At 61.5% G+C, this 17,454-nt stretch carries 17 protein-coding genes; 10 read left to right on the top strand and 7 right to left on the bottom strand.

The features are described 5' to 3' along the window. Positions 1 to 33: 33 nt before the first annotated feature. Positions 34 to 504, bottom strand: coding sequence for a nuclear transport factor 2 family protein (locus EEB13_RS09970; protein ID WP_045064933.1), 471 nt, complete (start codon positions 502 to 504; stop codon positions 34 to 36). Then, complete coding sequence (locus EEB13_RS09965; protein WP_033236621.1) at positions 501 to 2,162, bottom strand: class I adenylate-forming enzyme family protein; 1,662 nt, start codon at positions 2,160 to 2,162, stop codon at positions 501 to 503. The genes EEB13_RS09970 and EEB13_RS09965 overlap by 4 nt, the downstream gene beginning before the upstream one ends. A 272-nt stretch (positions 2,163 to 2,434) precedes the next feature. On the opposite strand from EEB13_RS09965, the gene EEB13_RS09960 reads away from it, so the two are divergent. The 3 genes from EEB13_RS09960 to EEB13_RS31995 all read left to right on the top strand — a co-directional run bounded on the left by EEB13_RS09960 (position 2,435) and on the right by EEB13_RS31995 (position 5,429). After that, complete coding sequence (locus tag EEB13_RS09960) at positions 2,435 to 4,066, top strand: AMP-binding protein (protein ID WP_033236683.1); 1,632 nt, start codon at positions 2,435 to 2,437, stop codon at positions 4,064 to 4,066. After that, positions 4,063 to 4,893 carry an SDR family NAD(P)-dependent oxidoreductase gene (locus tag EEB13_RS09955; protein WP_033236622.1) on the top strand — a complete coding sequence of 277 codons (831 nt, stop codon included), beginning with the start codon at positions 4,063 to 4,065 and terminating at the stop codon, positions 4,891 to 4,893. The genes EEB13_RS09960 and EEB13_RS09955 overlap by 4 nt, the downstream gene beginning before the upstream one ends. Positions 4,894 to 5,303: 410 nt before the next feature. Next, entirely contained in the window at positions 5,304 to 5,429 is a 126-nt protein-coding gene (locus EEB13_RS31995; RefSeq protein ID WP_255285241.1) for a hypothetical protein, read from the top strand. Positions 5,430 to 5,494: 65 nt separating this feature from the next. On the opposite strand, the gene EEB13_RS09950 is transcribed toward EEB13_RS31995, so the two are convergent. The 3 genes from EEB13_RS09950 to EEB13_RS09940 form a co-directional block, all read right to left on the bottom strand. Continuing rightward, entirely contained in the window at positions 5,495 to 6,697 is a 1,203-nt protein-coding gene (locus EEB13_RS09950; RefSeq protein WP_230590376.1) for a ricin-type beta-trefoil lectin domain protein, read from the bottom strand. Between the two features lie 279 nt (positions 6,698 to 6,976). Beyond that, positions 6,977 to 7,516, bottom strand: a complete 540-nt coding sequence (locus EEB13_RS09945) for a GtrA family protein (RefSeq protein WP_045064928.1) — start codon at positions 7,514 to 7,516, stop codon at positions 6,977 to 6,979. A 66-nt stretch (positions 7,517 to 7,582) separates the two neighbouring features. Then, complete coding sequence (locus tag EEB13_RS09940; RefSeq protein WP_072782759.1) at positions 7,583 to 8,794, bottom strand: enhanced intracellular survival protein Eis; 1,212 nt, start codon at positions 8,792 to 8,794, stop codon at positions 7,583 to 7,585. A gap of 111 nt (positions 8,795 to 8,905) precedes the next feature. Between EEB13_RS09940 and EEB13_RS09935 the strand changes: the two genes are divergently transcribed. Beyond that, positions 8,906 to 10,126: a fatty acid desaturase family protein gene (locus EEB13_RS09935; protein ID WP_045064924.1), complete on the top strand. Its 1,221-nt coding sequence runs from the start codon at positions 8,906 to 8,908 to the stop codon at positions 10,124 to 10,126. Positions 10,127 to 10,135: 9 nt separating this feature from the next. Here EEB13_RS09935 and EEB13_RS09930 read toward each other — a convergent pair whose 3' ends face one another. After that, positions 10,136 to 10,588, bottom strand: a complete 453-nt coding sequence (locus EEB13_RS09930; protein ID WP_045064921.1) for a nuclear transport factor 2 family protein — start codon at positions 10,586 to 10,588, stop codon at positions 10,136 to 10,138. 134 nt (positions 10,589 to 10,722) lie between these two features. Here EEB13_RS09930 and EEB13_RS09925 point away from each other — a divergent pair, with 134 nt between their 5' ends. From EEB13_RS09925 to EEB13_RS09900, 6 genes are read left to right on the top strand one after another with little or no spacing between them, the layout of a single operon-like run. After that, positions 10,723 to 11,889, top strand: coding sequence for an acyl-CoA dehydrogenase family protein (locus tag EEB13_RS09925; protein WP_033236626.1), 1,167 nt, complete (start codon positions 10,723 to 10,725; stop codon positions 11,887 to 11,889). After that, a complete protein-coding gene (locus tag EEB13_RS09920; RefSeq protein WP_033236627.1) occupies positions 11,886 to 12,833 on the top strand; it encodes a bifunctional MaoC family dehydratase N-terminal/OB-fold nucleic acid binding domain-containing protein in 948 nt (315 codons plus the stop codon). The genes EEB13_RS09925 and EEB13_RS09920 overlap by 4 nt, the downstream gene beginning before the upstream one ends. Then, complete coding sequence (locus tag EEB13_RS09915) at positions 12,833 to 13,948, top strand: acyl-CoA dehydrogenase family protein (protein WP_045064917.1); 1,116 nt, start codon at positions 12,833 to 12,835, stop codon at positions 13,946 to 13,948. Before EEB13_RS09920 ends, EEB13_RS09915 begins: the two co-directional genes overlap by 1 nt. Beyond that, entirely contained in the window at positions 13,945 to 14,373 is a 429-nt protein-coding gene (locus tag EEB13_RS09910; protein ID WP_033236629.1) for a MaoC family dehydratase, read from the top strand. Before EEB13_RS09915 ends, EEB13_RS09910 begins: the two co-directional genes overlap by 4 nt. Then, a complete protein-coding gene (locus EEB13_RS09905) occupies positions 14,373 to 15,551 on the top strand; it encodes a lipid-transfer protein (protein ID WP_033236630.1) in 1,179 nt (392 codons plus the stop codon). Before EEB13_RS09910 ends, EEB13_RS09905 begins: the two co-directional genes overlap by 1 nt. Before the next feature lie 14 nt (positions 15,552 to 15,565). Next, on the top strand, positions 15,566 to 16,387 hold the full coding sequence (locus EEB13_RS09900) for a MaoC/PaaZ C-terminal domain-containing protein (RefSeq protein ID WP_033236631.1): 822 nt from the start codon (positions 15,566 to 15,568) through the stop codon (positions 16,385 to 16,387). A gap of 114 nt (positions 16,388 to 16,501) precedes the next feature. On the opposite strand, the gene EEB13_RS09895 is transcribed toward EEB13_RS09900, so the two are convergent. Beyond that, positions 16,502 to 17,299 carry an SDR family oxidoreductase gene (locus EEB13_RS09895; RefSeq protein WP_033236686.1) on the bottom strand — a complete coding sequence of 266 codons (798 nt, stop codon included), beginning with the start codon at positions 17,297 to 17,299 and terminating at the stop codon, positions 16,502 to 16,504. Between the last annotated feature and the right edge of the window lie 155 nt (positions 17,300 to 17,454).

Raw genomic sequence — 17,454 nt, 5'->3', positions numbered from 1 at the left:
TCGTCTCCCCGTTGAAGGTGCTGCGAGATGTGCTCAGAGTGACCGGTTGGCATGAGCAGACATATCGCCCATGTTGTCCATGCAGAAGAGTCGTGATGCAAACTGCCACGATCCCTCGACGCACGTGAATCGATCGAAGTACCGTCCCGACAAAATGGGTTGCAGGGCAAAATCTTCGGTGCCCTGGATGACCGTGATGTAGGACAGCGCCGACGCCTCGTTTCCGTCAACCGAGATACGGGTATTGGTCAGCAGGTGTTTGGTTCGCGGGACCGCGGGAGTGCCGTACATCCGGATGAAGCTGCTGCACGCGGCGAACACAGCGTCGGCATCGGACGAAATCAGAGTTGTTGCAACACCGTCCGCGCCGCACTGGCCGTAATCGGAGTGCGCAAACAATGATGCGACATCACGCAACCTACCCTGATCGATCAGGTGCGTGTACTCGCAGAGCAGGTCACGGATCGCCGACTCGGCGACGATCCGTGACAGCTCTTCGGTCATACCGTGATCTCGCGGCGAACCATCTTTCCGGTTGCGTTGCGGGGCAACAGATCGCCGGTTATACGCCACTTCGAGGGCACCTTGAAGTACGACAGACGCTCAGCCGCGAATTCGCGGAGGTCTTCCTCGGTCGTGACTGCACCGGCGCGCAGAACGACAACTGCTGACACTTCCTGGCCGAGGTCCGGGTGAGGCGAACCGATAACGGCGCATTCGATGACGTCGGGATGCTCGTCGAGGGTCTGTTCGATCTCTGTGGGGTAGACGTTCTCGCCGCCACGCAGAATGAGATCCGACCGGCGTCCCGTCAGACGGAGGCGACCGTTCTCGATCACGCCGAAATCGCCGGTGCGGAGCCAGCGTCCGGGAGAAATTGCCGAAGCGGTGGCTTCTTCGTTCTCCCAGTAACCGAGCATCACGAACGGGCTGCGCACGCAGACCTCACCCTCGATGCCGTCGGGCAGCCATTCACCGAAGGGGTCACGAATTTCCATGGACACGGTGATGATGGGACGTCCGAGCGTCCCGGGGAACTCTTCGAGCTCAGCTCCGACGGCAACGGCGATAGCCGTGCTGCACTCGGTGAGGCCGTAGCTGTCGACCAGGGCGTTGCGGGCGAACGGTACCTGCTCCTTGAGGCGTTCCTTGAACGCGGGCGACGACGGCGCCGATGCCAGGGAGAATGCCGTCAGCGAGGACACGTCGTACTTGCCGATGTTGCCGTGTTCGAGCAACCGCGACGCCATGGTGGGAACCGCGCCCCAGTTGGTGATGCGTTCGCGTTCGACCAATCCGAGCACCTTGTCCACGTCGAAGCCGCCGTCGATCATCACGACAGCGCTGCCGGTAGCCAGACGCGGGATGACCAGGTTATGGAGGCTCGCGATGTGGAACAGGGGAGAGGTCAGGAGGTAGCGGAGCGGGCTGGGCTTGGAGCCGTCGTACTCGCGGCCCGTGAACGCAGCGCCGATGGCGTCGCTGTACTTGTGGTAGTCGACAACAGCCATCACGTTGCGGTGTGAGTGCAGGGCGCCCTTGGGGCGGCCGCTGGTGCCACTGGTGAAAAGGATGACAGCCGGATCGTCCTCGTCGATGTCCGTGGCGGGTACATCTGCGCCGGCGTATTCGGCGATGAGTGCGGGCAGATCCTCTTCCATGGTCAGAACGCTGATGCTTGCCGGCAGTTCGGGAAGCGCAGCGCCGCGCTTGGCGTCGACTACCAGCACCTTCGGGCTCGACAGCTCGATGCCGTGTGTCACCTCGCGCGGAACCCACCAGCCGTTGAGACCGACCGCGATGGCGCCGAGTGCCTGCGTCGCGAAGAAGGTCATGACCCATTCAGGGTTGTTGGCGGCAAGAATTCCCACTCGATCGCCCTTGCGGACGCCGTACTTGTCGCGAAGCGCAGTCGCCAGCGCGGCTACAGCGTCGGCATGCTCCGTGAAGGAAATCCGACGGTCGCTCGTGACGAGATAGTCGCCGTCGCCCCAGGCCCGGGACGCGGAGATGAGCTCACCGATGGCATGTCCGCGATTCTTCATCACGGGCATGACGGTGCCGAGAACCTCTTCTTCGACGATCTCGAACGGCCCACCGGGACCGGTGAGGCGCGAGACCGCCTGGTCCAGGAGCAACTGCGGATCTGCGGGGGCAGTCATGGAATGGCCTTTCGTATTGTGGCGCTTTTCACGTCACAAAATGTCACGGGACAATCCTATCTGTGGGGCGGTTACCACTGAGCGAGACTGAGCGGGTTACTGACATAACGCGCAGTTAGCGTTCCGAAAGAATCGCAGCCGAAGGAATGAGCGTGAGCGCACACGAATTCCCTCCCTCTCGAGTAGGACACAGGATCACGATGACGAACACCGCCACCGAAGCACCTCCGAGCAGTTCCGTTGCCACTCCGCAGCGCGCGGACGTCGCACAGATGTTGATCGATCGTGTCGGTGATCAGCATCTGGGACTGCGGACGCGTACTCAGGACTGGACGTGGGACGAGGTTGTCCATGAAAGTGCCGCCCGCGGTTCGTACGCCAAGTCGCTTCGCGCGCCGGGCCCCTTCCACATCGGTGTTCTCCTCGAGAACGAGCCCGAGTTCCTGTTCTGGCTTGGCGGCGCCGCACTGACGGGCGCCACGATCGTCGGAATCAACCCGACTCGTCGCGGTGCCGAACTCGAAGCCGAGGTCCGGTATGTCGATTGCCAGATGATCGTCACCGACAAGGCCGGCCACGAGAAGCTCGCTGGTCTCGATCTCGGTCTGACCGACGACCGCTTCATCCTCGTCGACGACGCGTCGTATGCCGAAACCGTTGCTGCGCATCGCGTCGAGACGCCGCAGATCGACCTGGGCGTCGATGCGTCGACGCTTTTCCTTCTCCTCTTCACCTCCGGCACTACCGGTATGTCGAAGGCTGTCCGATGCAGCCAGGGTCGTCTGACGCGTCTGGCATACGCGAACTGTGCCAAGTACGACATCGATCGCGATGACGTCTGCTACTGCTGCATGCCGCTCTTCCACGGCAACGCGCTGATGGCACTGTGGGCTCCCGCGCTGTCGCAGGGCGCTACGGTCTGCCTCGTTCGCAAGTTCACCGCTTCGGGCTTCATGCCCGACGTCCGGTTCTACGGCGCAACATATTTCACGTATGTCGGCAAGGCACTCGGCTACCTGATGGCGACGCCGGAGCAGTCCGACGACATCGAGAACACCCTTACACACGGTTTTGGTACCGAAGCGTCGCCGGGTGACAAGGCCGAGTTCATTCGTCGCTTCGGCGCACAGCTTTTCGAGGGCTACGGCTCGAGCGAAGGCGCCGGTTCGGTGGTTCTCGATCCGAACCAGCCCGCGGGAGCGTTGGGACGTCCGGCTAACGAGAACATCGTCATCGTCAATCCCGACACCAAGGAAGAGCGTCCGCGCGCGATCCTGGACGAGCACGGCCATGTGCTCAACTCGGACGAGTCCATCGGCGAAATGGTCGACAAGGCAGGTTCGCAGAAGTTCGAGGGCTACTACAAGAACGAAGACGCCATGGCGGAGAAGATCCGTGACGGTTGGTACTGGACAGGCGATCTCGGTTACGTCGACGAAGCGGGATTCATCTACTTCGCCGGCCGTAAGGGTGACTGGATCCGCGTGGACGGTGAGAACACGTCGGCTCTGATGATCGAGCACATCCTGCGTCGCCACCCCAAGGTGATCGCAACCGGTGTGTTTGCCGTACCTGACCCGCGCTCGGGTGATCAGGTCATGGCGGGCATCGAGGTTGCGGATCTGGCGGATTTCGACCCCGTCGAATTTGCGGCTTACCTTGCCGCACAGGCAGATTTGGGAACAAAGTCGGCGCCGCGCTTCATTCGCGTATCGACCAACCTGCCCGTCACCGGTTCCAACAAGGTGCTCAAGCGTGACCTTCAGGTCGATCGCTGGCGGACCGACGAGCCGGTGTACCACTGGGTGGGCCGCGGCGCTCCCGAGTACACGCTGATGACAGAAGCTGATATCGAGAGCCTCGAGAAAGAGTTCGAGACTCACGGTCGTTCGAGGTTCCTGTGAACCGAGTTGCGCTGGTAACCGGGGCTTCTCGCGGTATCGGCCGCGAATGTGCACTGGCATTTGCTCGCGCCGGGTTCGATGTCGCGATCACTGCCCGCACCGTCCGTGAAGGTGAAGGCAGAGCCGCACCGCGAACGCGCGACGGCGAGCAGGTTATCCCTGTTACCGGAAGCCTCGAGACGACAGTTTCCGAAATCGAGGCCTGCGGCGTGCGGGCCATGGCCGTTCCGATGGACCTCCTCGATCGGGCATCGGTTGTTGCGGCCGGTGAGCAGGTACTGCGCGAGTGGGGCCGGGTGGATGTGCTGGTCAACAACGCCTATGCACAGACCGTCGGCAACATGGACCGGATTCTCGACATCGAGATCGACGATGCCCAGGCAATGGTTGTCGGCAACTATCTGCATCAGCTCGCCTTGGTCCAGGTGATCCTTCCGTCGATGATCAAGAGCGGCAACGGTGTTGTCATCGGTCTCGCATCCGGTTCGGCCACCATGGACCCACCGGCGCCTCCCGGTGAAGGCGGCTGGGGCCTGTCGTATGCAGCGTCGAAGGCCGGCTTCGGGCGTATCGCGGGTGCGATCAATTCGGAGTACCGCGGCGCCGGTATCAAGGCATTCAATCTGAGTCCGGGGTTTGTGATCACGGAATCGGGTAAGGCTCGCGGCGGTGCGGACGCGATCGTGGACGCAGGATTTGCCGCCACACCGGCGTCGGTTCCGGCAGCCGCCGCAGTCTGGCTTGCAACCGACCCCGATGCCGACCGCTTCCTCGGCCGAGTGGTGGACGGTCCGAAACTGATGGCGACGCTTCACGAGAAGAAATGAAGCTTGGGGTTCATCGACGAGAAGGCCGAATACTCGAGCAGTTGACGGCAAATTCGTAGCACCCCACAGCTCTCGATCACGGTGTTAGCATCCGATGGTGCCCGGGTGAACAGCTCGGGCACGAGCGATGTTTGCTGTCTTTGGCCAGCGAAAGCGCAAGTACAGCAACCCTTCACATAAGGAGTTTCACATGGGATCGATCGCCGATCTTCTTGCCCAGAGCCAGGCTTTGGCTGCGTTCAAGTACCTCCTCGGTGTGCTCGGTGGAGCGTTCGGTAGCTGATAGCGCGCCCGGACTGCGGTGACTACCAGTAGTCGCCACCGCACTTCAACGTGCGCTCTATCCGAGCGCGATCAATTTTCTCGAAAAGGCCGGTTTCTTCGGCCTGGTCCAATCATGGAGGCACACAATGGGTTCCCTTTCGACAATTCTCATGATCCCGGTCGGTAGCGCAGACCTCGTCCTCAAGGGCGTGTTCGAATCTCTGACGAACACCGTGAACAGTCTCGTCGTGGTTTTCGGTGGGTTGAGCTAGTTCCGCATCGAATCGACCGAGAAGGTCCGCGCGCCTCTGGCATGCGGACCTTCTCTGGTTTGAGGCTACGGCCGTGCGCTCGTGTCGTAGGCATATACCGAGACCCAATCGAGCATCAGGTTCCCGTTGCTGGTTCCCGTGCCTTTTGTCTCGGTCTGCAACTGCCAGCGCATCGGGGTGGACGGAACCCAGGACGTGCTTTCCAGGACTACCTGGTTGTCGAGTAGATATTTGATCCGCCCGGGCGACCACTCGATCGTGTATGTGTGCCAGTCGGTGAACCGCGCTCCGATGTCCGTTGCGAGGTCCTGACACCCGCCTACGCAAGAACCCGCACCGGAGTAGTGGTGGAAACCGCCTGCAGTGCCGGACAGTCCACCTTCGGGGAAGTCGAATTCACCATCGCGCGGCCATACTTCGGACTGCGGCCATAACAACCAGGCAACGTAATATTCGTTGAGATTCGGGTTGTCGACCTTGAATCTCGCAGAATAGCGGCCGTAGGTTTGATTTTGATTCTGGCCGTTGATGACGGGTGACGGGCTTGCCCCCGCCGGTTGCCCGTTGACATTGTGCAGATTGAAATTGAGGACGCCATTCTTGACGCTGAGAACTTGGTCGGCGCGATACGGCCGCTGTTGATATGTATCGAGATAACAAGACGGGTATGTTCGCCACCTTTGCCCTTGTGCGCCGGTGTAGACGATCTTGTTGGGATCACACGTATTTGCCCACGTCCCCAGCGCAGCGTCTTTGGTGAAGTCGTCGTAGAAGATCTGGCGCCATCCATTGAGATTGCCGACCGGTACCGCAACCCCTGACGGAGACGGAAGCGTCACGATGGCTCCGGTGTACGACCAACTCTGCGCCTGTGTGCCATCGCATACCTGTACGACAGCTGGATTTCCGTTTGCATTGACACCACCGCGATTCTCGACGCAGAGTCCGTTGACCTGGCTTCGAACGGTACCTCCGGGACCGGAGGTCCATTTTTGGAATGCTGCGCCTGTGCAATTCGATATGACCAGGGCAGTCCCTGCCGCCAGAGAACCACCCTGGGGACCCAGGCATTTCGTCTGTACCCGGACGGTGCCATCGCTTTCAACGCTCCAGATCTGTGCGGCCGAGCCGTTGCAGTCGTAGATCTGAACCGGGTTGCCGTCCGATGTCACGCCCCACTTGTTTTCCAGGCATCGCCCACTGGGTGTCTTGACCGCGCCGATCACGGCAGCCTCGGACACGGCAGGAGAAACTACCAGTGCGCCCATCGCCATGACGATGGACGCGATGAGAAAACAAACGGTTTGTTTCGAATGTCGATCCTTTGTTGACGATTCCCCCGAAATATACGAAAACACAGTCACTCTCATTGTGATTCCATTCTTTTGTGCGGCGAGAACCTAGCCCGGTGGAAACAATTCCACAGGCTTTGTTGGCGAAATGCTACACAAAAGGATCGGGGTTATTTGCACCTTTCGGGAAGGTTGAAATAGTGCAGATATTGACGAAATTCGCCGATGCGTGATGCTCTTCGGTTGCTGCCGGCGTCAGTCGAGTGAAGGAGCGTCTGTGGCTTCCGTATCGAGGATCATTTCGCCGTTCGTGGACTCTTCAGGGAAGACGAATTTGCGCATCGCCCACCAACGGAAGGCCGTTGCGAGCAGCGTGCCGATGATGGAGCCACTGATGAAGTCGGCGAAGTTCTCCATCAATACGGAGACGTTTGGCTGGCGGAGGTCGAATACGTAGCTCGAGATCCAGAGTGGCACCTGGTTGATGGCCAGGCCGATACCGGCGACGATGAAGAACAGTGCCGCCTCGTGATGACGTTGGCGTCCACCCCGCTCAGCGAACGACCATTCCCGGTTCAGTACGTACGACAGGACCGTCGCGACCAGGACCGCGATGATGTTGGCGGTAACCGGATGTTGCGGCAGTACGGTCCACTTGATGCCGAAGAACAACACCGTGGTGACGATGAAGGCGATGCCGCCGACCACCAGAAACTTGAGCATCTCCGCGTGCGGCAAAACCCGTACGAGAATCTTCTCAGGAAGCCAATTGACCAGTTTTCCTACAAACGCCATTGGTCGAGGCTAACCGTGTCGGTGCCGTTAGGCATAAAAATCGCAAGCGCCGGAGCGTTCGGAAAGTCAGAAACCATACCCCATGACTGCGGGGCGCGTGGTGCCGAAAGCGAAGTCGAAGTCGCGTATCTCCTGAGGGGTGGAGGCCTGGACGCGCCCTGCTGCCGCGAAGATTCGAGCCTGATGCGAACCCAGGTAGATGCTGGACAAGATATCGGACGGCATCGTGATCTGTGCGTCGGCGTCCGTGGGTCGGCAGGTGGCCTTTCCACCCCGAATGCTGAGCGCGAACGTACCACCGGAGTCGAGGAACGGATCCTCGATCTTGATGACAGTGTCGAGGTCAGCGACATATTCACGAGCTTCGAGCGCTGCTGGAACATCCATGATTCGCAGCCACAGACGGTCGGATCGGCGGGTTGTCCGCACCGAACGGTAGTCCGTCAGCATCAGTCGCAGCGGATCTTCAGGATGCTGCTCGGCTTCGATGCGGGTCACGAGATCGAGCCCGCACATTGTCCGCCACAGCGCGGCGTACGCGTCGTCGTTGATGGCAACGAACTCGGCGATGTCGACGACGCTGTCGGAGCCGTCACTTCGGTGGCGGTAGGAAACGTAGCCGTCGGGATGTGTCAGAAAGAACAGTCCCGAAGCGCCGGCGCGATGGTCGGAAGGGTCGGCAAATGTGAAATCCCAATGCGCCTGCGGACGCCTTTGCGCGCCGGGGGTAACGAGGCGCCAACGGTCGTAGATCGCGGGCAGCAGCGTGGCTGCGGTTTGCGCGTCGGTGATCCGCACGCCGCTTCCGGTTGGAGCCTGCGGGCGGAAATCGGCAAAACGCCGATCGATCGTGATGCTCTCGCTGACGGTTGCGGGGCCGTAGCCGAACCGGTTGTAGATGCGCGCGTCGCTGGCCGTCAGAGCTACCAGGGGAGCACCCGTCGACGCGATGTGGTGGTGCAACCGGACGAACATCGAGCGCAGAATTCCGCGGCGACGGTGCGTCGGGGCGACGGACACCCATGTGATTCCGCGAGTGGGTAGCTGGTTCCCGCCCGGAACCGTGATTTCCATGTCGAACTCGATGGCCAGTCCGACAACTTGATCACCTTCTGTCGCGACGACGATGTCCTCGGGGCGATAGAGCGTCCGAGTGAGTGTTTTGTCGGCGCTCGACGGATGGAATCCGAACCCAGTCGAGTCGAGTAACTGGATCGCCGGCCAATCGGCTTCAGTGGCAGTTCGGATGGTGATCTGGTTGTCGGTGCTCACGCTCATTGATGCTGGCACAGATTGCGCGGTGACGCACGTAGCGCGCGAGTCGACGTTTCACCGGTGATTCATGGGGGTACCGTCCGACGAACCGGCCCCGCGACAGGAGTGAACACAGTGGCGATCACCGATATCAAGGAATATGCGCACCTCACCGAGGAAGACGTCGAGGCACTTGGGCGTGAATTGGACGCTATTCGGCTCGACATCGAGGAGAAGCGCGGTGCGCGTGACGCTCGATACATTCAGCGAACTATCGCGTTTCAACGCTCTCTCATGGTGGCCGGTCGTGTCGTCCTGTTTGCCAGCAAGAAGAAGCCCGCATGGATCCTGGGAACAGCGCTTCTGGGGGTCGGCAAGATTATCGAGAACATGGAACTCGGCCACAACATCATTCACGGTCAGTGGGACTGGATGAACGATCCCGAGATTCATTCGAGCAACTGGGAGTGGGACAACACCTGCCCATCGTCGGGTTGGAAGCACTCGCACAACTTCACCCATCACAAGTTCACCAATATCGTCGGTCTCGACAATGACGTGGGCTACGGCATCATGCGCGTCACGCGAGATCAGAAGTGGCACGCGGACTATCTATTCCAGCCGATCACCAATTTCGCGTTGGCAACACTGTTCGAATGGGGCGTCGCACTTCACCATCTAGAGACAGACAAACTTCGCAAGGGGCAGGTGAAGTGGTCCGACAAATCCGAGATGGCAAAGGAAATCGGCAAGAAGATCGCACGGCAGGTGACCAAGGACTACATTCTGTTCCCAGCTCTGACCGGCCCAGCGTGGAAGACCACGCTGACGGCAAATATCGTCGCAAATCTCATTCGCAATTACTGGAGTTACGCAGTCATCTTCTGCGGGCATTTTCCCGACGGAGCCGAGAAGTTCACTCTCGAGGAATTCGAGAACGAATCGCGCGCGCAATGGTACCTACGACAGATGCTCGGCTCGGCCAACTTTCACGCCGGACCGATCATGGCATTTATGAGCGGCAACCTCTGCTACCAGATCGAGCATCATTGCTTCCCCGACTTGCCGAGCAACCGATACTCGGAAATCGCTGTGCCACTTCGTGAATTATGTGACAAGTACGATCTCCCGTACACAACAGGTCCGCTGTGGAAGCAGTACGGACTGACATTGCGCACCATCTGGAAGTTGTCGCTCCCCAACAGGTTTCTCTCCGCCTCCCAGGACGACGCACCGGAAACGCACTCCGAGTTGAAGTTTCGAGTTCGTGGCGGCATCAAGGAAGTATTCGGCGTCGACCCGCACACAGGTAAGCGTCGTGGGTTGCGAACGGCCATCGCCATGATGGCGAGTTGACGCTCGCCTTTAACTGCCGAGCAGAATGACCGGCACGTCCTCGGCGAAGTCCACAACCAATTCGCGACGAGAAAACAGCCAGGTGCCGTCGACCTTGTCGAAACTGTCCTGGTAGCGAATCTCGATTCGGTTGTTCCGGAACCCCTCGCCGCGGGGATAGATGTGATGCGCGGAGCAGTACGCCTCGCCGTGGGCCGTGGTGGCGCTGTCCTGATCGAGGACCTGCTGCTCGACGATGTGCCGCGTCGAGTGCAGGTGTGCGACGGCGCCGACTATCGAATCGGACAGAGTCGACCGGCCCTGAATTTCGGTCGGCCCGGCGGTGCCGTTCAATGCCGGAGGCAGGACAAACGTGGCGTTTTCGGTGAACAGGGCTGCGAGAGCGGCCGGATTTCGGCGGTCGACTGCCTGTGCGTACCTGGCAGCCAAGTCGGTGAGGGCGATCCGATCCGAAGGTTCCATGGCAGCATTTCACCTTATGTGACGGCGCTCATGTTTCGCCTTCCCGCTCAACGAGACACATTCAGCGCCCAAAGATGCATCTAGTTAGCGTCCAGATCAAAGTTGCTAGCCATGAATGCCATAGGAGAACCGCGATGGATCTGAGGGAATCGCCCGAGCAGCAGGAGCTCCGCAAGGAGCTGCGCGCGTACTTCGCGACGCTGCTGCCGGAGGAGAAGCGCCGCGCTGCCGGTGAACAGGGTGTTGGCGGCGAATACTTCCGTGAAATCGTGAAGTTGCTGGGCAAGGACGGCTGGCTCGGTATCGGCTGGCCCAAGGAATTCGGTGGCCAGGGACGCTCCATCGAAGAGCAGTTCGTGTTCTTCGACGAGGTTCAGCGCGCGGGATTGCCGTTCCCCTTCGTGACGGTCAATACCGTCGGGCCGACATTGATGAAGTACGGCACCGAAGAGCAGAAGGAACGATTCCTGCCGGGCATTCTTGCCGGCGACATCGTTTTTGCCATCGGCTACACCGAGCCGGAGGCCGGAACGGACTTGGCTTCGCTCAAGACCCGTGCAGTCCTCGACGGTGACGAGTGGATCGTCGACGGCAACAAGATCTTCACCAGTGGCGCCAACACTGCCGACTACGTGTGGCTGGCCTGCCGCACCGACGCGGACGCCCCCAAGCACAAGGGCATCTCGATCCTGATCGTCCCCACGGAGGACGCAGGCTTCGAGTGGTCACCGATCAACACCGTCGGCGGCTTGATGGTGACGTCGACGTACTACTCCGGCATTCGCGTCCCGTCGAAGGACGTTGTCGGCGAGGTCAACGGCGGCTGGCAGCTCATTACCGCTCAGCTCAACCACGAGCGAATCGGCCTGGCGGCCATCGGTGGTCGCACTTACGGTCTGTGGAACCTGGTTCTGGACTGGGCCAAGGAAAACGGCGCCATCGACATCCCGTGGGTGCAGCAGGACTTCGCTCGTACACACGCCAAGCTCGAGGCCATGCGACTGCTGAACTGGAAGATGACGGCAGCCGTCGCACAGGACACGCTCTCCGGAGCCGACGCCGGCGCTACCAAGACATACGGGACCGAGACTCACGTCGACGTCTACCGCACTCTGCTCGGAATTCTCGGCTCCGCCGGACGCATCCGCCCCGAGTCTCCGGGCGCTTTGCTTGCCGGTCAGATCGAGCAGATCTCGCGTCAGGGTGTCGTGAACACCTTCGGCGGCGGCGTCAACGAGGTTCTGCGTGACATGGTCGGCACCATCGGCTTGGGACTCGTTCGCGAAAAGAGGGTCAAGTGAGCGACATTTCGGCGCAACTCGACGCTTTTGTCGGCCAGACGCTTGTTCCCACCACCTGGGGACCCGACGAGGTCAACATCCCCATGATCCGGCATTGGGCCGAGACCATGGGCGATACCAACCCCGTCTACCTCGACGACGAAGCTGCCCGCGCCACCGGCCGTGACGGCGTCGTCGCTCCCGCTCAGATGCTTCAGGTCTGGATCATGCGGACGTTCACCGACAAGATGGCGGGCAACGACCCGTCACAGGTGTGGACCGATCTGATCGCCACCCTCGACGCTGCGGGCTACAGTTCCGTCGTCGCCACCGATTCCGATCAGGAGTTCTTCGGCGAACTGCGCCCAGGCGATCGCGTGAACTACACCGAGGTCATCGAGTCGATTTCCCCGGAAAAGAAGACCGGCCTAGGCGTCGGACACTTCGTGACGACGCTCAAGACGTACCGCAACGGCGACGACGAAGTTGTCGGCACGCAGCGGTGGCGGACACTGCGGTTCAAGCCGCAGGAAGCCAAGGCTCCGGAGGCTCCGCGCGCACTGCGTCCGCGTCCGGCTCTCAACGCGGACAACGCTTTCTGGTTCGAAGCGGCCAAGGAGCACCGTCTGGTGATCCAGCGCTGCACGTCCTGCAAGACGTTGCGTCATCCCACCGGCCCGATGTGCGGTGAGTGCCAGTCGCTCGAGTGGGACACGATCGATGCGTCGGGCCGTGGCACGGTGTACAGCTTCGTGGTCAATCATCACCCCAAGATCGACGCGTTCGACTACCCGCTCATCGTTGCGGTCATCGAACTCGAAGAGGGAACCCGATTGATCGCCAACATGGTGGGTATCGCGCCCGAAGATGTCGTGGTCGACATGCCCGTGGAACTTGACTGGATCGACGCCGACCCGGATTTGACGCTTCCCGCGTTCCGGCCGGCCGCACGCGAGGAGCACTGATGGACTTCAATTTCAGCGAAGAGCAGGACGCGATTCGCTCACTGGCCGACGAGGTCTTCACCAGCAAGGCCACGATCGAGCGCACCAAGGAGATCGAACTCTCCGCCGAGCGCGTCGACCGTGAACTGTGGCGCGAACTCGCGACCACCGGCCTGCTCGGTATCGCCCTGCCCGAGGAGTTCGGCGGCGGTGGACTCGGCTTGTCCGAGCTGTACACCCTGCTCGAGGAACAGGGCCGCCACGTTGCGGCCGTGCCGATCTGGGAGACGGCGCTCGCCGCGTTGGCGATCAACGAGTTCGGTTCCGATTCCCTTCGCGCAGAGCTCCTTCCGAGTGTTGCCGACGGCAGTCGATTCCTCACGATCGGGCTCGAGGAATTCGGGCCGTACACTGCCGGCGACCCGCTGACCACGGCCGCCGAGGATACCGACGGTAACTGGACGCTGACCGGTGAGAAGGCCGTTGTGCCGATCACGAACATCGCGAACCTCGCGCTCGTCTCGGCAACCACGTCCACGGGAACAGCTCTGTTGCTGGTGGATCTGAATGCAGACGGTGTCACGGTGGAGCAGACGCAGTCCACCAACCACGAGATCTGTGCCAACCTCACGTTTGCCGGTGCCCCCGCGCAGCTGATCGGTGCGGCTGACGGCACCACGGTTCCGTGGCTGATCGACCGAGTTGAGCTGGCATTGGCCGCAATTCAATGGGGCGTCGGCTCCGGCGCCGTTGCGCAGGCTGTCACGTACCTGAACGGCCGCATGCAGTTCGGCCGTCCGCTCGCGACCTTCCAGGCGGTCAACCACCAGCTCGCGGACTGCTACATCGATCTCGAAGCGATGCGCGTGACACTGTGGCAGGCTGCATGGCGCATCTCCGAGGGACTGGATCTCGGCACCTCGGTACTCGTCGCCAAGTGGTGGGCCACCGACGGCGGACAGCGCGTCGTGCATCGCACCACGCATGTCCACGGTGGTATGGGCGTCGACACCGACTACCCAGTTCACCGTCACCTCTTGTGGGGCAAGCAGATTGCTGCCACCCTCGGCGGTTCCAGCTCCGATCTCGCGCGTCTGGGTGCGCAGCTCGCATCCGGTGTGGAGGTGCTCGCATGACCGTTCTTGCCGGTCGTAGCTACGCAGACGTCGTTGTCGGAGAGGCATTGCCCGAGTTGGCGATCCCGCTGACCCGCACGTTGATCGTCGCCACGGCAATCGCCACTCGCGATTTCCAGGACGTGCACCACGATCCGAGCCTGGCTCAGGAGCGCGGCTCCAAGGATGTCTTCATGAACATCCTCACGAGCAACGGCCTCGTCGGCCGGTATGTGACGGACTGGGCCGGATCGGCATCGACCCTGCGTCGCATCGCCATTCGTCTCGGCGCGCCCAACTACCCGGGTGACACCATGACGATGACCGGTGAGGTCGTGTCCAAGGAAGACGGTGTTGTCGTGGTCAAGGTGCAGGGCGCAAACAGCCTCGGCAACCATGCATCCGGCACCGTCACAGTTGCTTTCAAAGAAGAGGGGAAGCCCTGATGGCGATCAGCCCGCTCTCGGGAGCCGCTGCCATCGTCGGCATCGGATCCACCGAGTTCTCCAAGAACTCCGGTCGCACCGAACTGCAGTTGGCCTGTGAGGCCATCGTCGCTGCACTCGCGGACGCGGGTATCGCCCCGTCCGAGGTTGACGGACTTTCGACCTTCACCGCGGAAACCAACGGCGAAGCCATTGTGGCTCGCAACTGTGGTCTCGGCGAGCTGAAGTTCTTCTCCCGCATCGGTTACGGCGGTGGCGCCGCATGCGGCCCCGTGCAGCAGGCAGCCATGGCCGTTGCGACGGGTGTCGCCGATGTCGTGGTCTGCTACCGCGCTTTCAACGAGCGCTCCGGTGAGCGTTACGGCCTGGGTCAGCATGATCGCCCGATGGCAACCACAGCGGACCGCGCGGCTTATGCGTGGATGACACCGCAGGGCCTGTCGACTCCCGCTCAGTGGGTCGCTATGTTCGCACGGCGGTACATGCACCAGTACGGTGCGACGAGTGAGGACTTCGGACGAGTTGCAGTGGTGGCGCGCAAGCACGCTGCCAACAACCCGGCTGCCTGGTTCTACGAGCGTCCGATCACACTCGAGGATCACCAGAATTCCCGCTGGATCGCCGAACCGCTGCACTTGCTCGACTGCTGCCAGGAAACAGACGGTGGCCAGGCGCTCGTCGTCGTCTCCGCTGAGCGCGCCAAGGATCTGGCCAACAAGCCGGCCTTCATCAAGGCCGCTGCTCAGGGCAGTGGCAAGGATCAGCACATGATGACCAGTTACTACCGACCAGACATCACGGGTATCCCGGAGATGGGTCTGGTCGGCCGTCAGCTGTACAGCCAGAGCGGCCTGACACCGGACGACATCAACGCGGCTATCCTGTACGACCACTTCACTCCGCTGGTCCTCCCACAGCTCGAAGAACTGGGATTCTGCAAGCCCGGCGAGGCCAAGGACTTCATCCGCGAAGGCAACCTGGAACTCGGTGGACGCCTGCCGGCGAACACTCACGGTGGTCAGGTCGGCGAGGCGTACCTGCACGGTGTCAACGGTGTTGCCGAAGGTGTGCGGCTCATTCGTGGCACGTCGACCAATCAGCCCGATGGTGTCGAGAACGTATTGGTCACTGCCGGAACAGCAGTACCTACCAGTGGTCTCATTCTCGGCGTGGTGTGAGAGAGGAATTGAACGTGACTACTTCGGAAACTGCGAAGACTGCCGGCGATTGGCGCGGAGCCGATCTCGGTACCCGCACCGTGTCGTACACCGAGCGCGACGCGATCCTGTACGCACTTGCCGTGGGCGCCAAGGCAACCGAGTTGGACCTCGTTTTCGAGGATCAGCTTCGGGTGCTGCCGACATTTGCTCTGACACTGGCGCAGTGGGCTCCCGACGCTCTGGGCTCGGCGGGCGCTTTCGACACCTCGACGGCACTGCACGGCTCGCAAGAGTTGAAAGTGCTTGCTCCGCTTCCGCGTAGCGGTGAGGTGACGCTGAAGGCTTCGGTCGGCGAGGTGTGGGACAAGGGTGCTGCAGCCGTCTTCGAAGTGAAGGTCGAGTGCGAGTACTTCGTCGCGACCTGGTCGCTGTTCGCTCCCGGCGCCGGTGGATTCGGCGGAGAACGTGGGCCGTCCCGTCCCGCAGAGCCGACGGGCGAGCCTTCACTCACCGGTGTGCTGACCACGGCGGAGAATCAGACGGCGATGTATCGCCTGCTGGGCGACATGCACCACATCCACATCGATCCAGAGGCCGCGGCACGGATCAATCAGCCGCGCCCGATCATGCACGGCCTGTGCACGTTGGCTGCCAGCACGCTCGAGCTTGCCCGGGTCGCCGGAGTGCATCCGGCAGACCTCGTGAGCCTCGAGGGTCGATTTGCGGCGGCTATTCATCCGGGTGAGGCGCCGTCCATCGTTGCGTGGGGTACTCCTGACGACCTGGCCTTCCAGGTGCACAAGGATGGTCAGGTAGCGATTTCCGGTGCGCGAGTGAGCTTCTCCGCTCGCTAGCATCCGCAGACTCAACTGCGGGGCGCTTGACCCCCCCGTCGCGCCCCGCAGTTGTTCACACAAAACGAGGAAGCCCTCGAGCAATTGCTCGAGGGCTTCCTTGGTTGCTCGGTCTTACGAGCTGGTTCGCGAAAACAGCTCGGGGTGGGTAGCAAGGTAACGGGCCGGGTATTCGCCGCCGCCGTGGACGGCGATGTCGGTTCCCGTCACGTACGACGAGAGCGAACTTGCCAGGAACAGGCAGGAATTCGCGATGTCCGACGGTACGGCCATGCGCTCCATCGGGATGATCTCGGTGACGGCCGCGCCGCCGTCGGCGCCGTAGACCTCTGCGGCTGCTTCCGTGCGGATCAAGCCGGTCGTGATGTGGTTGATGCGGACCTTGGGGGCCCATTCGAGCGCCAAAGCCTTTGTCAGGACCAGCAGTCCGGCCTTGGCGGCGCTGTATGCCGCGGTGCCGGGCTGCGGGTCGATGCCCGAGACACTGCCGATGTTGATGATGGCGCCGCCGTTGTCCTGTGTCTGCATGACGGCGTTTGCAGCCTGAGCAACGTTGAAGGGGGCCAGCAGATTCAGCGCCACGATCTTCTCCACGAAGCGCGGGGAGACGGTGGCTGCGTCGGCGTCGGGGGAGCCGCCGGCATTGTTGATCAGAACGTCCAGTCGGCCGAAGCGATCGACGGCATCCTGGACGAGCGCTGCGGCGTCTGCAGGATCGCGGACGTCCGTGGCTTTGAATGCTGCAGTGCGTCCGTCAGCCGACGGGAGCTTTTCGGGCTCGTTTCGGCCACAGACCAGTACGTTTGCCCCGGCAGCCAGGAAGGTTTCGGCGATGACAAAGCCGATGCCCTTGGTGCCGCCGGTGACGATCACCGAGCGTCCGCTGAAATCGACGGGGTTGGGGAGTGTCACGGTGGAGCCTTCCTGATGTTGGGGCCGAGCCGATTTGCCGCCCAGTGTGATTGACGCGACAGTGCCGGTCGTCATAGGGTTCAAGCAAATGCTTGGTTGCTTAGTTCGTTGAGTGTAGACGACCAACACCGGCAGTCACCAGAATCGACCAGTCC

Origin of the sequence: Rhodococcus sp. WS3, from assembly GCF_003797085.1 — a bacterium.
In the GTDB taxonomy this organism is placed as follows: Bacteria; Actinomycetota; Actinomycetes; order Mycobacteriales; family Mycobacteriaceae; genus Rhodococcus_F; species Rhodococcus_F globerula.
This window is presented reverse-complemented; position numbering and strand designations above follow the sequence as displayed.